At 71.1% G+C, this 18,206-nt stretch carries 13 protein-coding genes; 10 read left to right on the plus strand and 3 right to left on the minus strand.

Annotated features, from left to right (window positions below; translation table 11 throughout):
- Positions 1-200: 200 nt before the first annotated feature.
- Positions 201-1,337 (plus strand): glycosyltransferase family 4 protein, encoded by a 1,137-nt coding sequence (locus SMIR_RS30500; RefSeq protein WP_212727622.1) that lies wholly within the window; start codon positions 201-203, stop codon positions 1,335-1,337.
- Positions 1,338-1,352: 15 nt separating this feature from the next.
- Here SMIR_RS30500 and SMIR_RS30505 read toward each other — a convergent pair whose 3' ends face one another.
- The 3 genes from SMIR_RS30505 to SMIR_RS30515 form a co-directional block, all read right to left on the minus strand.
- Positions 1,353-3,005: a PucR family transcriptional regulator gene (locus tag SMIR_RS30505; protein ID WP_389604091.1), complete on the minus strand. Its 1,653-nt coding sequence runs from the start codon at positions 3,003-3,005 to the stop codon at positions 1,353-1,355.
- Positions 3,006-3,062: 57 nt separating this feature from the next.
- On the minus strand, positions 3,063-4,400 hold the full coding sequence (locus SMIR_RS30510; RefSeq protein ID WP_168490310.1) for an FAD-binding oxidoreductase: 1,338 nt from the start codon (positions 4,398-4,400) through the stop codon (positions 3,063-3,065).
- Between the two features lie 248 nt (positions 4,401-4,648).
- Positions 4,649-6,457 (minus strand): glycoside hydrolase family 15 protein, encoded by a 1,809-nt coding sequence (locus SMIR_RS30515; protein WP_101405965.1) that lies wholly within the window; start codon positions 6,455-6,457, stop codon positions 4,649-4,651.
- Positions 6,458-6,947: 490 nt separating this feature from the next.
- On the opposite strand from SMIR_RS30515, the gene pyrG reads away from it, so the two are divergent.
- The 9 genes from pyrG (at position 6,948) to SMIR_RS30560 (ending at position 18,154) form a co-directional block, all read left to right on the plus strand.
- The gene (gene pyrG / locus SMIR_RS30520; protein ID WP_067364904.1) at positions 6,948-8,597 is read left to right on the plus strand and encodes a CTP synthase; all 1,650 of its coding nucleotides are present in this window, start codon (positions 6,948-6,950) and stop codon (positions 8,595-8,597) included.
- Between the two features lie 86 nt (positions 8,598-8,683).
- Positions 8,684-9,310, plus strand: coding sequence for an NUDIX domain-containing protein (locus tag SMIR_RS30525; RefSeq protein WP_168490309.1), 627 nt, complete (start codon positions 8,684-8,686; stop codon positions 9,308-9,310).
- A 201-nt stretch (positions 9,311-9,511) separates the two neighbouring features.
- Entirely contained in the window at positions 9,512-11,611 is a 2,100-nt protein-coding gene (locus SMIR_RS30530; RefSeq protein WP_212727623.1) for a tetratricopeptide repeat protein, read from the plus strand.
- Positions 11,612-11,776: 165 nt separating this feature from the next.
- Positions 11,777-12,901: an alanine dehydrogenase gene (ald, locus tag SMIR_RS30535; protein ID WP_067364910.1), complete on the plus strand. Its 1,125-nt coding sequence runs from the start codon at positions 11,777-11,779 to the stop codon at positions 12,899-12,901.
- Positions 12,902-13,324: 423 nt separating this feature from the next.
- Positions 13,325-14,452, plus strand: a complete 1,128-nt coding sequence (locus SMIR_RS30540; protein WP_075027827.1) for a ParA family protein — start codon at positions 13,325-13,327, stop codon at positions 14,450-14,452.
- Positions 14,437-15,006: a hypothetical protein gene (locus tag SMIR_RS30545; protein ID WP_212727624.1), complete on the plus strand. Its 570-nt coding sequence runs from the start codon at positions 14,437-14,439 to the stop codon at positions 15,004-15,006. Before SMIR_RS30540 ends, SMIR_RS30545 begins: the two co-directional genes overlap by 16 nt.
- 18 nt (positions 15,007-15,024) lie before the next feature.
- Positions 15,025-16,356 carry a segregation and condensation protein A gene (locus tag SMIR_RS30550; protein WP_212727625.1) on the plus strand — a complete coding sequence of 444 codons (1,332 nt, stop codon included), beginning with the start codon at positions 15,025-15,027 and terminating at the stop codon, positions 16,354-16,356.
- On the plus strand, positions 16,353-17,009 hold the full coding sequence (gene scpB / locus SMIR_RS30555) for an SMC-Scp complex subunit ScpB (protein ID WP_168490307.1): 657 nt from the start codon (positions 16,353-16,355) through the stop codon (positions 17,007-17,009). Before SMIR_RS30550 ends, scpB begins: the two co-directional genes overlap by 4 nt.
- Positions 17,009-18,154 carry a pseudouridine synthase gene (locus SMIR_RS30560; RefSeq protein WP_101405971.1) on the plus strand — a complete coding sequence of 382 codons (1,146 nt, stop codon included), beginning with the start codon at positions 17,009-17,011 and terminating at the stop codon, positions 18,152-18,154. Before scpB ends, SMIR_RS30560 begins: the two co-directional genes overlap by 1 nt.
- Positions 18,155-18,206 lie beyond the last annotated feature (52 nt).

An 18,206-nucleotide genomic window follows, 5' to 3' on the forward strand; every position in this document is an offset into this window, starting at 1 on the left:
TTATCACTCTTGTGGGTGACAGGTGTCGTCGAGTTGGGCGCTACGCCGCGTGGCTTGCTCCGTTGGCGGTCCCGGAACACCCGTGCGGCCTGGCATCCTTGGCGTAGTACGCGGAGCACGACGTGCGGTACACCCCCCTCTGTCTTTCTTTCTGTATGTTCTCCGTGCCCGTCCGACGCCGAACCAGGAGCCCCGGCCACGTGAGCCACGTGAGCAGCCACTCACCGCACGGTCAGTCGCCGCTGCGCACCGTGCAGGTGCTCGGCGGCGGAAGCGCGGGCAGCAGCGCGCATGTGCGGTCGCTGGCCTCGGGGCTCGTCGCCCGGGGCGTGCGGGTCACCGTGTGCGCACCCGCCGAGGCCGACCTCGCGTACGGGTTCAGTGGCGTGGGCGCCCAGCACGTTCCCGTGCCGCGCAGCAGCGATCCGACCGCCGTGGCCGCGCTGCGGGCGGTCTGCGCGGACGCCGACCTCGTGCACGCGCACGGACTGCATGCCGCGCTGCGGGCCGCGCTCGCGCTCAGCGGGCGGCGCATCCCGCTCGTCGTCACCTGGCACACCCGTTCGCACGCGGAGGGGGCGCGGGCACATCTGCTGCGGCTGCTGGAGCGACGGGTCGCCAGGGCCGCGGCGGTGGTGCTGGGCTCCTCGTCCGACCTCGTGGACCGCGCCCGCAGGCGCGGGGCGCGGGACGCACGGCTTGCTGCCGTCGCGTTCCCGACGCCACGCAAGGCCATCGAGTACGGGGACCCCGACCGGCTCCGCCACAAGGCGCGGGCCGAACTCGGCGCCACCGAACGCCCGTTGCTCATGGCCGTCGGCTCCCTCGACCGGCACCGCGGATACGACACCCTGCTGGACGCCTCGCGCGCATGGCGCTCGCTCGACCCCGTGCCGCTCCTGGTGATCGCCGGGGAGGGGCCGCTGCGGGCGGCCCTCCAGCGGCGGATCGAGGACGAGGAGCTGCCGGTTCGGCTCGTCGGGCGGCGCGACGACGTCTCCGAGCTGCTTCTGGCCTCCGATCTCGCGGTGCTGCCGAGCGGTTGGGAGTCCCGTTCCGTGCTCGCCCAGGAGGCCCTGCACGCGCGCGTGCCGCTCGTCGCGACCGCCGCCGACGGCATCCCCGAACTGGTCGGCGACGCGGCCGAACTCGTCCCGTGCGCGGACGCCGACGCGCTCGCCGAGGCCGTCGTACGGCTGCTCGGGGACGACGATCGCCGGGAGTTGCTCAAGGAGCGGGGGGTGCGGCAGGCCGCGACCTGGCCGACCGAGGACGAGACGGTGGCCCAAGTGCTCAGTGTCTACGACGAGTTGACCCAGGCGAGGCCCCTCGCCTAGAGGCCGTCCGGTGACTCAGGGCACGTGCCGTCGTGCTCGCAGTGCCAGGCTCAACGCCAGTACCGTCTGCGGGTCGTCCAGGTCCGTGCCCAGCAACTCCCCGATCCGGGCGAGGCGGTTGTAGAGGGTCTGCCGGTTCAGGTGCAGCTCGCGGGCCGTCTCCGCCTTGCGGCCCGCGTGCGCCAAGTACGTCTCCAGAGTGGGCAGCAGCGGCGGCTTGGAGCGGAGGTCGTGGTCGCGGAGGGGGCCGATGGCGCGGTCCACGAAGGCCGCCAGGTCCGGATGGTCGCGCAGCCGCCACAGGAGCAGGTCGGTGTCGAGGCGGCGGGCGTCGTACCAGGGGCGGTCCGTCAGGCCCTGTGCGGCCGTCGCCGTCTCCGCCGCGTGCCGCAGGCCCGCCGAAGCCGCCGCCCAGCCGCCCGCGACCCCGACCACCACCACGGGCGGCTGTGCCCCCGGCCGCTGCATGCCCGCGCGCTCCACGCCCGCCCTGAGCGCTGCCGCGACCCGGTCCGCGACCGCGGCGCGCTCGGACTCCGAACGCAGGCCCAGCAGCAGGGGGACGCGGCCTTCCACCGGGCGTACGCCCAGAAGGACCGGCACCCCCACCGAGGCCAGCTCCTCCGCGACCGCGCGCGCCAGGACGGCCCAGCCGCCGCCGGGGGAGGGGCCGTCGGCGAGCCGCATCACGACCGGCAGGAGCGGGCTGTTGCCGGGCTTGAAGCCGAGCACGCGGGCCTGTGCCGGGGCGTCCTCGGCGGCGATACGGCCCTCCGCGAGGTCGGTGAGGAAGTCGCCGCGTCCGCGTGCCGCGAGCTCCTCCTCCTGGCGGGCCTGCATGAGGACGACGGCCAGGATGCCCGCGGCCCGCTCCGCCGCGATCCGGTGCACGGGGGCGACCGGGGCGCTGACAGGAAGGAGGACCAGCCGGGCGCGCACCGAACCGGTGCCGGGGCCGCCGCCCGGCACGTCCACGAGGGTCGTCCCGGCGGGTGGCTCCTCCTTGTGCTGGCCTCGCAGCCCCTCCCACACCTGGAGCGGATCGGCGCCGGCGGAGCCGGCCCCCGCGGCGTACAGGAGCTGTCCGTCCGCGGTCTCCAGGAAGACGGGGTTGCCGCTGAAGTCCGCGAGGATGCCGAGCACCTGGGGTATGCCCCCGCCGCCGAGGAGGGCCTCGGTACAGCGCCGGTGCACTTCCTCGGCCCGCTGCAGCAGCGCGTAGTGGCCGTTGACGATCTCGGTGTGGATCTCCTCCGTGACCGCCACGAAGGGCACCTCGCGGTGCAGCTGGACCAGCGGGAGGCCGGCGGAGCGGGCCGTCTCCACGAGGGCCGAGGGCAGCCGGGTGAAGCGCGGGCCGAGCTCCACGACGAGCGCCGCGATACCGCGCTCCGCGAGGGTGCGGACGAACGCGCGCTGGTCGGCGGGGCGGGTGCCGAGGCCGTAGCCCGTGGTCAGGAGCAGCTCGCCGCCCTTGAGGAGCGAGGCGATGTTCGGGACCTCGCCCGCGTGCACCCAGCGCACGGTGCGGCCCAGCCGGTCGGCGCCTGCGAGGATCTCCGGCAGCCCGCTGCGCAGCCCGGGCAGCTCCAGCGCCCGCTGCACGGTGATTCCGGCGCCCTGGGTGTCGTATCGACTGTCCACATGGCTGTCCAAACGGCTGTCCATGCAGCGGACGCTACCCGGGGAGGCCTCCCTGAGGCATGTCCGAGGCCGAGCCGCTAGCTACAGGGGCGGGATGTTGTGGTTGAAGCGGAAGACGTTGTCCGGGTCGTACGCGGCCTTCACCGCGGCCAGCCGTCGGAAGTTCCCGGCGCCGAGGCCGCCCACCACGCGGTCCGCGCCCTCGTCGCCGATGAGGTTGAGGCAGACCGCGCCGGTGCTCCACGGCCGGACGGCGGCGCGCACGTCCTCGACCCACTGGACGCAGCGCCCGTCGTCGGCCGGGTCCTCCCACATCCCGAAGGGGTGCACGGTCCACCGGGCGTCCCGGAACGGGACCGGGAAGCGGTCCGGGCCGGAGGCGATCGCGCCGCCCTGCGGGAACAGCGAGTGCCGGGTGGCCGTGGGCATGGGCATGGCGTTCCCCAGCTCGCAGAAGACATCCACGGCCTCGTCGGGCAGGCAGGTCAGGGACTCCGCGGAACAGTGGTTCCTCAGCCCCGGGGGGCTGTCCAGGATGCGCTGGAAGGCGGCGTAGGGGAGGGGCGTGAGCATCTCGGCCGCGTGAGGCAGCGCCAGCAGCGGCCGGGCGAGTTTGCGGAGGTCCTGCTCGGCTCCCGCGTACGTCAGGAGCGCGTCGACCAGCTGTGTGCGGATGATGCCGCCGCCCGTCTCCGGCGGAGCGGCCTCGATGATCTCGCGGTAGGTGCGGACCACATCCGGGCCGGTCTCCGGGCGGTACGTCAGCAGGGCGATCGAGAAATCCGGCAGCGGGTGCAGTCTCAGGGTCAGTGCGGTGGCGACGCCGAAGTTGCCACCACCGCCGTGCAGCGCCCAGAAGAGTTCCGGGTTCTCGTGATCGCTGGCCTGGATCTGCGAGCCGTCGGACGTGACCAGTTCGACGCCGAGCAGGTTGTCGACGGCGAGGCCGAAGGCGCGGTCGAGCCAGCCGGTGCCGCCGCCGAGGGCGAAGCCGGCGACGCCGGTGGTGGAGTTCCGGGCGCCGGTGGTGGCCAGGCCGTGGGGCCGGGTGGCGTGGTCGAGGTGGCTCATCAGGGCGCCGCCCTCGACCCGTACCGTCTGGGAGCCGGGGTGGACGGTCACCGTGCGCATCCGGCGCAGGTCGATGACCAAGCCGTTGTCGTTGAGTGACATCCCGGCCGGGCTGTGGCCGCCGGCTCGGATCGCGATGTGGAGGTCCAGGTCCCGGGCGAAGCGGACCGAATGGACTACGTCCGCGATGGTTGCGCACTGGGCGATCACTGCGGGGTGGCGGTCGATGCGGGCGTTGAAGACTTTGCGGGCGTTGTCGTAGCCGGGGTCCTCCGGCCTGAAAGCGTCGCCGGTCAGGTCCGCGCGTAGGGCGGCGAGGCGGGTGTGGGCCTTTGAGAAGGGGGACATCGCAGTTGCCCCCATTTTTTCAGTAGGGGACGGGACTGCTTTCAGCCTAGGGGCTTGTTGTGAGGCCGCGGGCCGGTGAGGGCTGGTCGCGCCCCCACGCGGCGGAGCCGCACAGTGTCGCAGCCCCGCGCACCTCAGGGGCGGCTGTCCGCGCCCCCGAAGAAGGCAGCGGCCCGTGTCCCTGAAGAACAGCAGTTGCCCGCGACTCCCCCCCCGAAAGGGGAGCGCGGGCCGCTGTCGCGCTCGTGTCAGCCGCCGTACGCCCCGCTTGCCGTCAGCCGCAGGGCCGTGTCGATCAGGGGCACGTGGCTGAAGGCCTGGGGGAAGTTGCCCACCTGGCGCTGGAGGCGGGGGTCCCATTCCTCGGCCAGGAGGCCCAGGTCGTTGCGGAGGGCCAGGAGCCTTTCGAAGAGCTTGCGGGCCTCGTCGACGCGACCGATCATCGCCAGGTCGTCCGCCATCCAGAAGGAGCAGGCCAGGAAGGCCCCCTCGTCGCCCTCGAGGCCGTCCACGCCCGCGTCCTCGCCGGTGGTCGGGTAGCGCAGGATGAAGCCGTCCGGGGTGGACAGCTCGCGCTGGATCGCCTCGATGGTGCCGATCACGCGCTTGTCGTCCGGGGGGAGGAAGCCCATCTGCGGGATGAGGAGCAGCGAGGCGTCCAGTTCCTTGGAGCCGTACGACTGCGTGAAGGTGTTGCGCTCCTTGTCGTAGCCCTTCTCGCACACGTCCCGGTGGATGTCGTCGCGCAGTTCGCGCCACTTCTCCAGCGGGCCGTCCGCGTCACCGGACTCGATGAGCTTGATCGTGCGGTCGACGGCGACCCAGGCCATCACCTTGGAGTGCACGAAGTGGCGGCGCGGGCCGCGGACCTCCCAGATGCCCTCGTCCGGCTGGTCCCAATGGTCCTCCAGGTAGCGGATCAGCTTCAGCTGCAGGAGCGAGGCGTAGTCGTTGCGGGACAGGCCCGTCATGTGGGCCAGGTGCAGGGCCTCGGTGACCTCGCCGTAGACGTCCAGCTGGAGCTGGTGCGCGGCGCCGTTGCCGACCCGCACGGGGCCGGAGTTCTCGTATCCGGGCAGCCAGTCGAGCTCCGCCTCGCCCAACTCCCGCTCGCCCGCGATGCCGTACATGATCTGCAGGTTCTCGGGGTCGCCGGCCACCGCGCGCAGCAGCCATTCGCGCCAGGCGCGGGCCTCCTCGCGGTAGCCGGTGCGCAGGAGGGAGGAGAGGGTGATCGCGGCGTCGCGCAGCCAGGTGTAGCGGTAGTCCCAGTTGCGTACGCCGCCGATCTCCTCCGGGAGGGAGGTGGTGGGCGCGGCGACGATGCCGCCCGTGGGGGCGTACGTCAGGGCCTTGAGGGTGATCAGGGAGCGGACGACGGCCTCGCGGTAGGGGCCGTGGTACGTGCACTGATCGACCCAGTCGCGCCAGAAGTCCTCGGTGGCCTCCAGGGCCTGCTCCGGCTCGGGCAGCGCGGGGGGCTTCTTGTGTGAGGGTTCCCACGAGATGGTGAACGCGATCCGGTCACCGGGTGCCACCGTGAAGTCCGCGTACGTGGTCAGCGCCTTGCCGTAGGTCTCACAGGCGGTGTCGAACCACACCGAGTCGGGTCCGGCGACGGCGACCGTGCGCCCCTCGTGCTTGTGCACCCAGGGCACGACACGGCCGTACGAGAAACGCATCCGCAGCGCGGAGCGCATCGGGACCCGGCCCGTGACGCCTTCCACGATCCGGATCAGCTGGGGCGCGCCGTCGCGCGGCGGCATGAAATCGGTCACTCGGACCGTGCCGCGAGGGGTGTCCCACTCGGATTCCAGGATCAGCGAGTCGCCGCGGTACGAGCGGCGCGCCGCCGTCGGCGGTTCGGCGTCGGCCGCGTGGGCGGGCCCGAGCCGCCAGAATCCGTGTTCCTCCGTGCCGAGCAGTCCCGCGAAGATGGCATGGGAGTCGAAGCGGGGCAGGCACAGCCAGTCCACCGTGCCGTCCCGGCAGACCAGTGCTGCGGTCTGCATGTCTCCGATGAGTGCGTAGTCCTCGATGCGCCCGGCCACGTGCATCTCCAGTCGAACGGCCACGTCGCCCCCGAGGGGCGGTCGCTCTGCGGTCAGGGAACAGGAACGTTAAAACGTTAGAAGATTGAACGTTAGAACGTTGGTAAAGCGTCGTTGCGGAACGTCAATTATCGGTGCGATTGTCGTTGCGAAACGAACTGACGAGCTCTCGTGGTTCCGGGATACGGGCGGGGATGGTGCCGTGTGCCGGCCGGACTCGGCAGCGAGTGTCCGAGCAGGATACGACGCACGTGGGTGATCCGCGTGCCGCTCCAGGCAACCCGAGTGGTCCGATCGAGTGAGCGCTGTGCGTGGTCTGTGCCGATGTGTGTGCGGAGCGTGGCCGGAAGCGGCCTCCCCGGGTCGCTGATACCCTGGTAGCCCGTGGACCGGTGGGCAAGAAACCCCCGAACCGCAGCGACGGCACCTCCGGAAATCTTCGGACACCACGCCGGTACGCACCCCAGACCGCGACCACGGGAGCCCCCTCTTGGCCATGCCGCCCAAATCCACGACGACCAAGCACATCTTCGTCACCGGGGGTGTCGCCTCCTCCCTCGGTAAGGGCCTGACCGCCTCCAGCCTGGGTGCGCTGCTCAAGGCGCGGGGCCTGCGGGTCACCATGCAGAAGCTCGACCCCTACCTGAACGTCGACCCGGGCACCATGAACCCGTTCCAGCACGGCGAGGTGTTCGTCACCAATGACGGCGCCGAGACCGACCTGGACATCGGACACTACGAGCGCTTCCTCGACGTTGACTTGGACGGCTCCGCCAATGTCACTACAGGGCAGGTGTACTCGACGGTCATCGCCAAGGAGCGGCGCGGCGAGTACCTGGGCGACACCGTGCAGGTCATCCCGCACATCACCAACGAGATCAAGCACCGCATCCGGCGTATGGCGACCGACGACGTCGACGTCGTCATCACCGAGGTCGGCGGCACGGTCGGCGACATCGAGTCGCTGCCCTTCCTGGAGACCGTCCGTCAGGTCCGGCACGAGGTCGGCCGGGACAACGTGTTCGTGGTCCACATCTCGCTGCTGCCGTACATCGGCCCCTCCGGCGAACTGAAGACCAAGCCGACCCAGCACTCGGTCGCGGCTCTCAGGAACATCGGTATCCAGCCCGACGCGATCGTGCTGCGCGCCGACCGCGAGGTGCCCACCGCCATCAAGCGCAAGATCTCGCTGATGTGCGACGTCGACGAGGCGGCCGTGGTCGCTGCCATCGACGCCAAGTCGATCTACGACATCCCGAAGGTGCTGCACACCGAGGGCCTGGACGCCTATGTCGTGCGCAAGCTGGACCTGCCCTTCCGTGACGTGGACTGGACGACCTGGGACGACCTGCTCGACCGCGTCCACAACCCGCTCCACGAGATCAACCTCGCGCTCGTCGGCAAGTACATCGACCTGCCCGACGCCTACCTCTCGGTCACCGAGGCGCTGCGCGCCGGCGGCTTCGCCAACAAGGCCCGCGTGAAGATCAAGTGGGTCACCTCGGACGACTGCAAGACCCCGGCGGGCGCCGCCAAGCAGCTCGGCGACGTCGACGCGATCTGCATCCCCGGCGGCTTCGGCGACCGTGGCGTGTCGGGCAAGGTCGGTGCGATCCAGTACGCCCGCGAGAACAAGATCCCGCTGCTCGGCCTCTGTCTCGGCCTGCAGTGCATCGTGATCGAGGCCGCGCGCAACCTGGCCGGCATCCCGGACGCCAACTCCACCGAGTTCGACTCCGCCACCGCGCACCCGGTCATCTCCACCATGGCCGAGCAGCTCGACATCGTGGCGGGCGAGGGCGACATGGGCGGAACGATGCGCCTGGGCATGTATCCGGCCAAGCTCGCCGAGGGTTCCATCGCGCGCGAGGTGTACGACGGCAAGGAGTACGTCGAGGAGCGTCACCGCCACCGCTACGAGGTGAACAACGCCTACCGCGGCGAGCTGGAGAAGAAGGCCGGTCTGCAGTTCTCCGGCACCTCCCCGGACGGCAAGCTCGTGGAGTACGTGGAGTACCCGCGCGAGGTGCACCCCTACCTGGTCGCGACCCAGGCGCACCCCGAGCTGCGCTCCCGCCCGACCCGCCCGCACCCGCTCTTCGCAGGCCTGGTCAAGGCCGCCGTCGAGCGCAAGACGGGCAAGTAGCACAAGGGCTGTACGGTGGCCGGGGTACGCGTCTTTCGGGACACGTGCCCCGGTTTTCGTTCGGTGCGTAGGAGGAACAGGGCGACATGACGATCAAGGACACTCCCGAGGAGTGGGAAGTCAGGGCCACCGCGACTCCCTTCGTCGGCAACAAGACGTCCGTCCGCACCGACGACGTGGTCATGCCGGACGGATCGGTCGCCCGCCGCGACTACCAGGTCCACCCCGGCTCCGTGGCCGTCCTCGCCCTCGACGACCAGGACCGTGCGGTGGTGCTGCGTCAGTACCGGCACCCCGTGCGCCACAAGCTGTGGGAGATCCCGGCCGGCCTCCTCGACGTCCCCGGTGAGAACCCGCTGCACGCCGCCCAGCGCGAGCTGTACGAGGAGGCGCACGTCAAGGCCGAGGACTGGCGTGTGCTGACCGATGTCTACACCACCCCGGGCGGCTGCTCCGAGGCCGTGCGGATCTTCCTCGCCCGCGAACTCTCCGAGGCCGAGGGCGAGCGCTTCGAGGTCGAGGACGAAGAGGCCGACATGGAGCTGGCCCGGGTCCCCGTCGGCGAACTCGTGCGCGGGGTGCTCGCCGGAGACCTGCACAACAACTGTCTCGTCGTGGGTGTCCTCGCCCTGATCGCCGCCCGTAGCGGCGACGGACTCGACGCGCTGCGCCCGGCCGAGGCGCCCTGGCCGGCCCGCCCCTTCGAGTCCTGACGCACCCTGGACGCCGCTCTCCCACCCTGGGCTCTCCTCTCCCAAGATCCGACAGCATCAGTCCTACGATCGGCTGATCCGATCGGGGGACGTCTCCGCCGTGCTCCGCCCGGATCGTCGCAGAGCGTGAACTAGGCTCTGGAAACGCCCGAACCGGAGTCCCGGCGGGCTTGCGCGCGCAGTGGGACGGGAGCGTGGCCCGTGGCGGATCAGGCGGTGGACACAGACGGCACGAAAGTGTCGTCGGCGGGGCGGCGCCCGGCTGCCGAGTCCGCTCCTACGGAGGGTCAGTTCCTGGGCCGCACACGAGAGTTGAAGGAACTCAGGGTCGACATCGAGCGCGCGGGCCTGGACACCCTCGCGGGCCGCAAGGCACCCCGCGCGCGCGTGCTGCTCATCGCCGGCAGGCCCGGCTCGGGCCGCACCGCGCTCGCCGAGGAGCTCGCACGGCAGGTTGCGGGGAGTTACCCCGACGGGGTGCTGCGCGCCCGGCTCGCCGAACCCGACGGCACCCCCGTGCCCACCGAGCGCACCGCGCGGGAGCTGTTGAGGGCCCTGGAGCTGCCCGCGCCGGCGGGGGCAGCCGCCGACGACCTGAGCGAGGCGGTGCGCGAGGCCCTCGCCACCCGCCGCGTTCTGCTGCTGCTCGACGACGCGGCCGACGCCGAGCAGGTCGACGCGCTGCTCCCGGACACCCCCGAGTGCCTGGTCGTCGCGGTCTCCGGCGGACCGCTGACCGGCATCGCGGACGTCCGCCCCTGCACCCTGGGCGGCCTGGACACCAAGTCCGCGCTCGAACTGCTCGACCGCTTCACCGGCTCGGTGCGCATCACCGTCGACCCGCTCGCCGCCGAGGGACTGGTCGAGGAGTGCGCCGGTCAGCCCGCCGCCCTGCGTCTCGCGGGAGGCTGGCTCGCCGCCCGCCCCACCTCGGCCGTCGCCGACCTCGCCAAGCAACTGCGCACCGAGGGCGACGAGAGCACCCCGCTCGGCCGGGTCTTCCACCTCGTCTACACCGCGCTGTCCGCCACCGCCGCGCGGATACTGCGTCTGCTCTCGCTCGCCCCGGCCGGCCTCATCGACCCGCACACGGCGTCCGCGCTGGCCGGCTGCTCGGTGGACACCGCACGGTCCGCGCTGGACGACTTCGTCGGCTTCGGCCTCGTACGGCCCGTCGAGTCGCGGCTGCCGCAGTACGAGGTGCCCGGCTGCCTGCTGCCGCTGCTGCGCTCCCTGGCCGAGAGCCAGGACCGTCCGGCGGAGCTGCAGCTGGCCCGCGCCCGGATGCTGGAGCGGACCGTACGGCTGCTGGCGTCCTGCCGCGCCATCACCGAGACCGACAACGCGCCCGCACGCGAGAAGCTCGCCGCGCTTCCCCGCGAACTGCGCTTCCCGACCCCCAGGGCGGCCGAGGACTGGCTGCGCATCCGGCAGCCCGCGCTGCTGGCCGCGGCCCGGCTCGCGGTCGCGGACGGGGAGCTGGACACCCTGGCCAGGAGACTGATGGCCGCGCTGGTGCGGGCGATGGTCGCCCACTTCGGCACCCGGGCCGCGGCGGCCGAGCTGTACGGCATCCACCGCCTCGTCCTCGACGTCGCCGAGCGCCAGGGCCAGCCCCGCGAGAAGGCCGCCGCCCTGCTGAACCTCGCCGACCTGGACGCGCAGACCGGCCGTACGGCCGACGCCCTGGCCCGCTACCGGGCCGCCCTGGACGCCGGACGCGAGGCGAACGACCCGTATGCGACCGGCCGCGCGATGGAATCCGTAGGCGGCGCCCACCAGGAGCTCGGTGACCACGACCGGGCCGCCGACTGGTACGGCAGGGCGCTCGCCCAGCGGCTGGCGCGGGACGAGCGGGTGGACGCCGCCCGGCTGTACGGCCGTATCGCCACCGCGCACACCTACGCGGGCCGCTACGGCGAGGCGCTGCGCAACTGGCGCGCCGCCGTCACCGGACACCGCAGGAACGGCGATGTGCCCGCCCAGGCGCGGGCGTTGAGCGAGCTGGCGCGCGTCCAGGAGTACGCAGGGCGGCCCGAGGAGTCGCTGCGCACCTGCCACGAGGCGGTCGAGTGGGCGCGCCGCGCCGACGACCACCGGCTGCAGGCCGCACTGCAGCTCCGGCTGGCCGACACCCTGGACCGGCTCGGCGACCCCGCCGCGGCGCGACTGCACCGCAAGGCCGCCGAGCGCATGCTGGGTGATGAGCTTCCGGAGAGCGCGACGGCCAAGGAAGACACAGAAGACACGGAACAAGACGCTAACGCCTGCGAAATCCGTAGTACATCCGTCGAAGATTGATGCATTGAAAGGCTAGACAGAGAGAACCCCTTCATTAGACTGGCTCCGCCGCGTTCTTTCGTGGTGTCTCCCGGTGCGCCCCCGTGTATCCGGGTATGACATGCATTGCCCCGGCTTGCATCGCCCCGGCCGTGCATAGCCCCAGAACCCTCTGAGCCAAGGACCGTGATCGACGTGAAGGTCGGCATCCCCCGCGAGGTCAAGAACAACGAGTTCCGGGTGGCCATCACCCCCGCCGGTGTGCACGAGCTGGTGCGCAACGGCCACCAGGTCGTCGTCGAGCGGAACGCCGGTGTCGGCTCCTCGATCACGGACGACGAGTACGTTTCCGCCGGTGCGCAGATCCTGGAGACCGCCGACGAGGTCTGGGCCGCCGCCGACCTGCTGCTGAAGGTCAAGGAGCCCATCGCGGAGGAGTACCACCGCCTCCGCAAGGACCAGACCCTCTTCACCTACCTGCACCTGGCCGCGTCCAAGGAGTGCACGGACGCGCTCCTGGAGTCCGGCACCACGGCGATCGCGTACGAGACGGTCGAGCTGCCGAGCCGCGCGCTGCCGCTGCTCGCCCCGATGTCCGAGGTCGCGGGCCGCCTCGCCCCCCAGGTCGGCGCCTACCACCTGATGGCCGCCAACGGCGGCCGCGGTGTGCTGCCCGGCGGTGTCCCCGGTGTCCTGCCCGCCAAGGCGGTCGTCATCGGCGGCGGCGTCTCCGGCTGGAACGCCGCGCAGATCGCCATCGGCATGGGCTTCCAGGTGACCCTGCTCGACCGTGACATCAACAAGCTCAAGGAGGCGGACAAGATCTTCGGCACGAAGATCCAGACCGTCGTCTCCAACGCCTTCGAGCTCGAGAAGGCCTGCCTCGAGGCCGACCTCGTCATCGGTGCGGTCCTCATCCCCGGCGCCAAGGCCCCGAAGCTCGTCACCAACGAGCTGGTCTCCCGGATGAAGGCGGGAAGTGTTCTTGTCGACATCGCGATCGACCAGGGCGGCTGCTTCGAGGACTCCCGCCCGACCACGCACGCCGAGCCGACCTTCCCGGTCCACAACTCGGTCTTCTACTGCGTCGCCAACATGCCCGGCGCCGTGCCCAACACCTCCACGTACGCGCTGACCAACGCCACGCTGCCGTACATCGTGGAACTGGCCAACCGCGGCTGGGCCGAGGCGCTGCGCCGCGACCCCGCGCTGGCCAAGGGCCTCAACACGCACGACGGCAAGGTCGTGTACCGGGAGGTCGCGGAGGCGCACGGCCTGGAGCACGTCGAGCTGGAGTCCCTGCTCGGCTGAGACACCGAAGGGTGACCGGACGAGTGGCCGGCTGACCCATCAATCAGCAAAAGGCGATACGTCAACACAGGTCGTCAACGCCCCGTACCCGGCCGGACCTTGCCCAGCGAGGTCCGGCCGGGTGTGTGTCGGGTCACTTTGCGACACTCGTTCAACTCGCCACGAACGTAACCCTTCAACCGATTCGCACACCCGTGAAACCTGCTGTGCGACGGCCTTACGCCCTTGACAGAGGGGTGTTCGGTTGCCGACACATCGGGTCGGGTACGGCGGATTGTGTTGCTGCGGACCGGTGACACGCCATAGAGTCGCCAATCGTCGGCATGGTGCCACGCTGACCTATCTAGAAGTTTCCTGGTCACCAAGGAGGTAAGACGACTTGTGAATGAGTCGACATTTACTCCCGGGGGTGGTCAACCAGGAATGCCGGCGCGGGGCCAGGGCCCCACGGGGCTCGAGGCTGTCGGCTCCGTCGCTGTCCGAACCTTCGCAGCGCAAAAGAGTCCCCGGATGACTCAGACAGCACACCAGAGCATGGATGGCCATCACGTGAACGCCATGGCCGGCAACGGAAGTGGCGGGAACCACACCCACTTCGCCGACTACGACGAACTGCCCGAGGGGCACTTCTACGACCCCGACGCCGAGTACGAGCCCGATCCGGAGTACGCAGCCACGCTCGCGCCCGACGCGGCCCGTCAGCGCCGTGAGCGCGTCGGACCGACCGGACGCCCGCTGCCCTACTTCCCGATCCCGGGTCCGCTGACCAGCCACGGCCCCGCGACGATCATCGCGATGTGCAACCAGAAGGGCGGCGTCGGCAAGACGACGTCGACCATCAACCTGGGCGCCGCGCTCGCGGAGTACGGACGCCGGGTCCTGCTCGTCGACTTCGACCCGCAGGGCGCGCTCTCCGTGGGCCTCGGCGTCAACCCCATGGAGCTCGACCTCACCGTCTACAACCTGCTCATGGAGCGGGGCATGGCGGCCGACGAGGTGCTCCTGAAGACGGCGGTCCCGAACATGGACCTGCTGCCCAGCAACATCGACCTGTCCGCCGCCGAGGTGCAGTTGGTGTCCGAGGTCGCGCGCGAGTCCACGCTTCAGCGGGCGCTCAAGCCCCTGATGGCCGACTACGACTACATCGTGATCGACTGTCAGCCCTCGCTCGGCCTGCTCACCGTCAACGCCCTCACGGCGGCCCACAAGGTGATCGTGCCGCTCGAGTGCGAGTTCTTCGCCCTGCGCGGTGTCGCGTTGCTCACCGAGACCATCGAGAAGGTCCAGGAGCGGCTCAACCCCGAGCTGGAGCTCGACGGCATCCTCGCCACGATGTACGACTCCCGCACGGTGCACAGCCGTGAGGTGCTCGCGCGCGTGGTCGAGGCGTTCGACGATCACGTCTACCACACGGTGATCGGCCGGACCGTCCGCTTCCCGGAGACCACCGTCGCCGGTGAGCCGATCACCACGTACGCCTCCAACTCCGTCGGTGCCGCCGCCTATCGCCAGCTCGCCAGGGAGGTGCTCGCCCGGTGTCACGCCGAGTGAGTCTGCCGGGGGCCGACGAACTGTTCCGTACCACCGGGGGCATGGCGCTCCAGTCATCCACCCCCACCCGCCGGACCAACGGCGAGGCCCGGGTACCGGCTCCGGCCGGTGAGAGCGACCCGGCCGCCGTAGCGGAGGACGCGCCGCAGTCGGTGCCCGTGCAGGGTGGTGACGGCGAGGGCGACGAACACGTCGCGGCGGACGCCGCGGCGGACGCGGGAGAGTCCCGCAGCCGGGGTACGGCCCCGGAGCGCTCGGCGCGGCGCCAGGCGACGCAGGAGGGTGCCGACGGGCAGCCCGCCCGCGGCGGCAAGCGCTCCCGCGCCGCGAACCGGCGGCCCAGCGGGCGGGAGCGGCACGACGAGAAGATCACGGTGTACGTGTCCGCCGAGGAGCTCATGGACCTCGAGCACGCCCGGCTGGTGCTCCGCGGGGAGCACGGGCTCGCGGTCGACCGGGGCCGGATCGTCCGCGAGGCGGTCGCCGTCGTACTCGCCGATCTTGAATCCCGCGGGGACGCGAGCATCCTCGTACGACGGCTTCGCGGGCGGTAGCGGTAGCCTGCGACGGCTATGACCTCGAACGACACCTCTGTCCCCGCCGGCTCCGGCGGCCGTCGCCGTGTCCTGGGCCGGGGCCCCGGCGCGACGCCGGTCCCGACGGAGGGGCGGGACGGGCGGCCCGAGGAGCGCGTCGAGTCGGCCGAGGGGGCGCCGGTCAAAGGGCGGGCCGAGTCGGTCGAGGAGCCCGTCGAGGCCGCCGCGGAGACGGCGCCCGAACCTCCTGCGCATGAGCCCGTCGAGGCGCATGAGCCCGTTGAGGCCGCCGCGGAGACGGCGCCCGAGCTTCCTGCGCATGAGAGCGCCGAGCCTCCGGCGGAGACGGCGCCCGAGTCTCCGGCACAGGCCGAGGCCTCCGCGGGGCCGGAGCGTCTGCCCCGTTCGGAGGGTGCTGCCGAGTCCGCGGCTTCCGACGAGGTCGGTGGCGGGGTCTTCAAGGTGCGGCTTGCGAACTTCGAGGGGCCGTTCGACCTGCTGCTTCAGTTGATCTCGAAGCACAAGCTCGATGTCACCGAAGTGGCGCTGTCCAAGGTCACCGACGAGTTCATGGCGCACATCAGGGCGATGGGGCCCGACTGGGACCTCGACCAGACGACCGAGTTCCTGGTCGTCGCGGCGACGCTGCTCGATCTGAAGGCCGCCCGGCTGCTCCCGGCCGCCGAGGTCGAGGACGAGGCGGATCTGGCGCTGCTGGAGGCGCGGGACCTGCTGTTCGCGCGGCTGCTCCAGTACCGCGCCTACAAGCAGATCGCGGACATCTTCAACGCCCGGCTGGAGGAAGAGGGCCGCCGCTACCCCCGTACTGTCGGGCTCGAAGCGCACCACGCCGCGCTGCTGCCCGAGGTGGTCATCAGCATCGGGGCGGAAGGATTCGCCAGGCTCGCCGTGAAGGCGATGCAGCCCAAGCCCAAGCCGCAGGTGTACGTCGACCACATCCACGCCCCGCTGGTGAGCGTGCAGGAGCAGGCCGGGATCGTGGTGGCGCGGCTGCGGGAGTTCGGGGAGGCCAGTTTCCGCGCCCTCGTCGAGGACACCGAGGACACCCTCACCGTCGTGGCCCGGTTCCTGGCCCTGCTGGAGCTCTACCGGGAGAAGGCCGTCGCCCTCGACCAGGAGGAGGCCCTCGGGGAGCTCATGGTGCGCTGGACGGGTGGGGACGGCGACGACCAGCCGAGGGTGACGGACGAGTTCGACCGCCCGGCGGAGGCGGCCAAGGACGACCGGGCCAAGGACGACCGGGCCAAGGACGACCGGGCCAAGGACGGCGACACCAAGGACGACAAGATCAAGGACGGCGCCAAGGACGACAAGATCAAGGACGGCGCCAAGGAGGAGAAGGCGTGAACCAGGAGACCACCGACATCGCGGCGGGCCTGCGTACCGTCGCCGACCTCGACCTGAAGCCCGCCCTGGAGGCCGTCCTCATGGTCGTGGACGAGCCCGCGACCGAGGAGCACCTCGCGAAGATCCTGGAGCGGCCCAGACGGCAGATCAAGGACGCGCTGCGGGAGCTGGCCGACGAGTACACCGTCCAGGGCCGCGGTTTCGAGCTGCGGCTCATCGCGGGCGGCTGGCGCTTCTACACCCGGCCCGAGTACGCGGCGGCCGTCGAACGCTTCGTCCTCGACGGGCAGCAGGCCCGGCTGACCCAGGCGGCCCTTGAGACTCTGGCGGTCGTCGCCTACCGCCAGCCGGTGAGCCGATCCCGGGTCTCGGCGGTCCGCGGAGTGAACTGTGACGGTGTGATGCGCACCCTGTTGCAGCGCGGTCTGGTCGAGGAGGCGGGCACGGAACCCGAAACAGGTGCGATCCTGTACGTGACGACGAACTACTTCCTGGAGCGAATGGGCCTGCGCGGTCTGGACGAGCTCCCGGAGCTCGCGCCCTTCCTTCCCGAGGCGGACGCGATCGAGGCCGAGACGCTGGAAGGGGTCCCGTCGTTCGATCCGGATGCACCGGATGCAGATGCAGACGACACGACGACGACGGAACTTTGATGCGAAGCAGTGGCAGTGGCAGTGGCAGGAACAGCGGGCGTGGCAACCCGCGGGGAACCGGCGGGGGCAGCAACCCGCGGGGAACCGGTGGGAGCGGCAACCCGCGGGGGAGTGGTGGGAGCGGCTCCCAGCCGAGGAGCGCGGGAGGGCGCGACGACAGGCCGAAGCGTCCCAGCAAGCCCCGCCCTGAGGAGCGCCGCTACGACGTAGGCCCCGGGGCCTCGCCGGACGGCCCGAAGTCCGGGCGCGGCAACGCGGCGCGCGGCGGCGCCAAGGGCGGCCCCAAGCAGGGCCAGCCGCGTGGTGGCCGTACGGAGCCCTCGCGCTCCCGCGAGTACGAGACGCGGACCGAGGAGCGCAACCGGGACCGGTACGCGGGCAAGAAGGAAGTCAAGCTGCCCAAGACCTTCCCGGGCGCCGAGCAGGAGGGCGAGCGCCTGCAGAAGGTGCTCGCGCGTGCGGGCTACGGCTCCCGGCGCTCCTGCGAGGAGCTGATCGAGCAGGCCAGGGTCGAGGTCAACGGCGAGATCGTCCTGGAGCAGGGTCTGCGCGTCGACCCGGAGCACGACGAGATCAAGGTCGACGGGCTGACCGTGGCCACGCAGTCGTACCAGTTCTTCTCGCTGAACAAGCCCGCCGGTGTGGTCTCGACGATGGAGGACACGGAGGGCCGGCAGTGCCTCGGTGACTACGTGACGAACCGCGAGACGCGGCTCTTCCACGTCGGGCGGCTCGACACCGAGACCGAGGGCGTCATCCTGCTCACCAACCACGGCGAGCTGGCGCACCGGCTGACCCACCCCAAGTACGGCGTGAAGAAGGTCTACCTCGCGCACATCGTGGGTCCGATCCCGCGCGACCTGGGCAAGCGGCTCAAGGACGGCATCCAGCTGGAGGACGGGTACGCCAAGGCGGACCACTTCCGGGTCGTCGAGCAGACCGGCAAGAACTACCTCGTCGAGGTGACCCTGCACGAGGGCCGCAAGCACATCGTGCGCCGCATGCTCGCGGAGGCCGGCTTCCCGGTCGACAAGCTCGTGCGTGTGGCCTTCGGTCCGATCACCCTGGGCGACCAGAAGTCGGGCTGGCTGCGCCGCCTGTCGAACACCGAGGTCGGGATGCTCATGCAGGAGGTCGATCTCTAGGCCCGACTGACGGCCCTGGAGGGCGCTGTGCGCCCTCCGCCCGCCTTCACCG

It is taken from the genome of Streptomyces mirabilis (assembly GCF_018310535.1).
GTDB lineage: Bacteria > Actinomycetota > Actinomycetes > Streptomycetales > Streptomycetaceae > Streptomyces.

Bases quoted from the DNA above. Each gene is read 5' to 3' on its own strand.
- SMIR_RS30505 (WP_389604091.1), bottom strand. From the start codon at position 3,005: ATGGACAGCCGTTTGGACAGCCATGTGGACAGTCGATACGACACCCAG.
- SMIR_RS30510 (WP_168490310.1), bottom strand. From the start codon at position 4,400: ATGTCCCCCTTCTCAAAGGCCCACACCCGCCTCGCCGCCCTACGCGCG.
- SMIR_RS30515 (WP_101405965.1), bottom strand. From the start codon at position 6,457: ATGCACGTGGCCGGGCGCATCGAGGACTACGCACTCATCGGAGACATG.
- pyrG (WP_067364904.1), top strand. From the start codon at position 6,948: ATGCCGCCCAAATCCACGACGACCAAGCACATCTTCGTCACCGGGGGT.
- SMIR_RS30525 (WP_168490309.1), top strand. From the start codon at position 8,684: ATGACGATCAAGGACACTCCCGAGGAGTGGGAAGTCAGGGCCACCGCG.
- SMIR_RS30540 (WP_075027827.1), top strand. From the start codon at position 13,325: ATGCCGGCGCGGGGCCAGGGCCCCACGGGGCTCGAGGCTGTCGGCTCC.
- SMIR_RS30550 (WP_212727625.1), top strand. From the start codon at position 15,025: ATGACCTCGAACGACACCTCTGTCCCCGCCGGCTCCGGCGGCCGTCGC.
- SMIR_RS30560 (WP_101405971.1), top strand. From the start codon at position 17,009: ATGCGAAGCAGTGGCAGTGGCAGTGGCAGGAACAGCGGGCGTGGCAAC.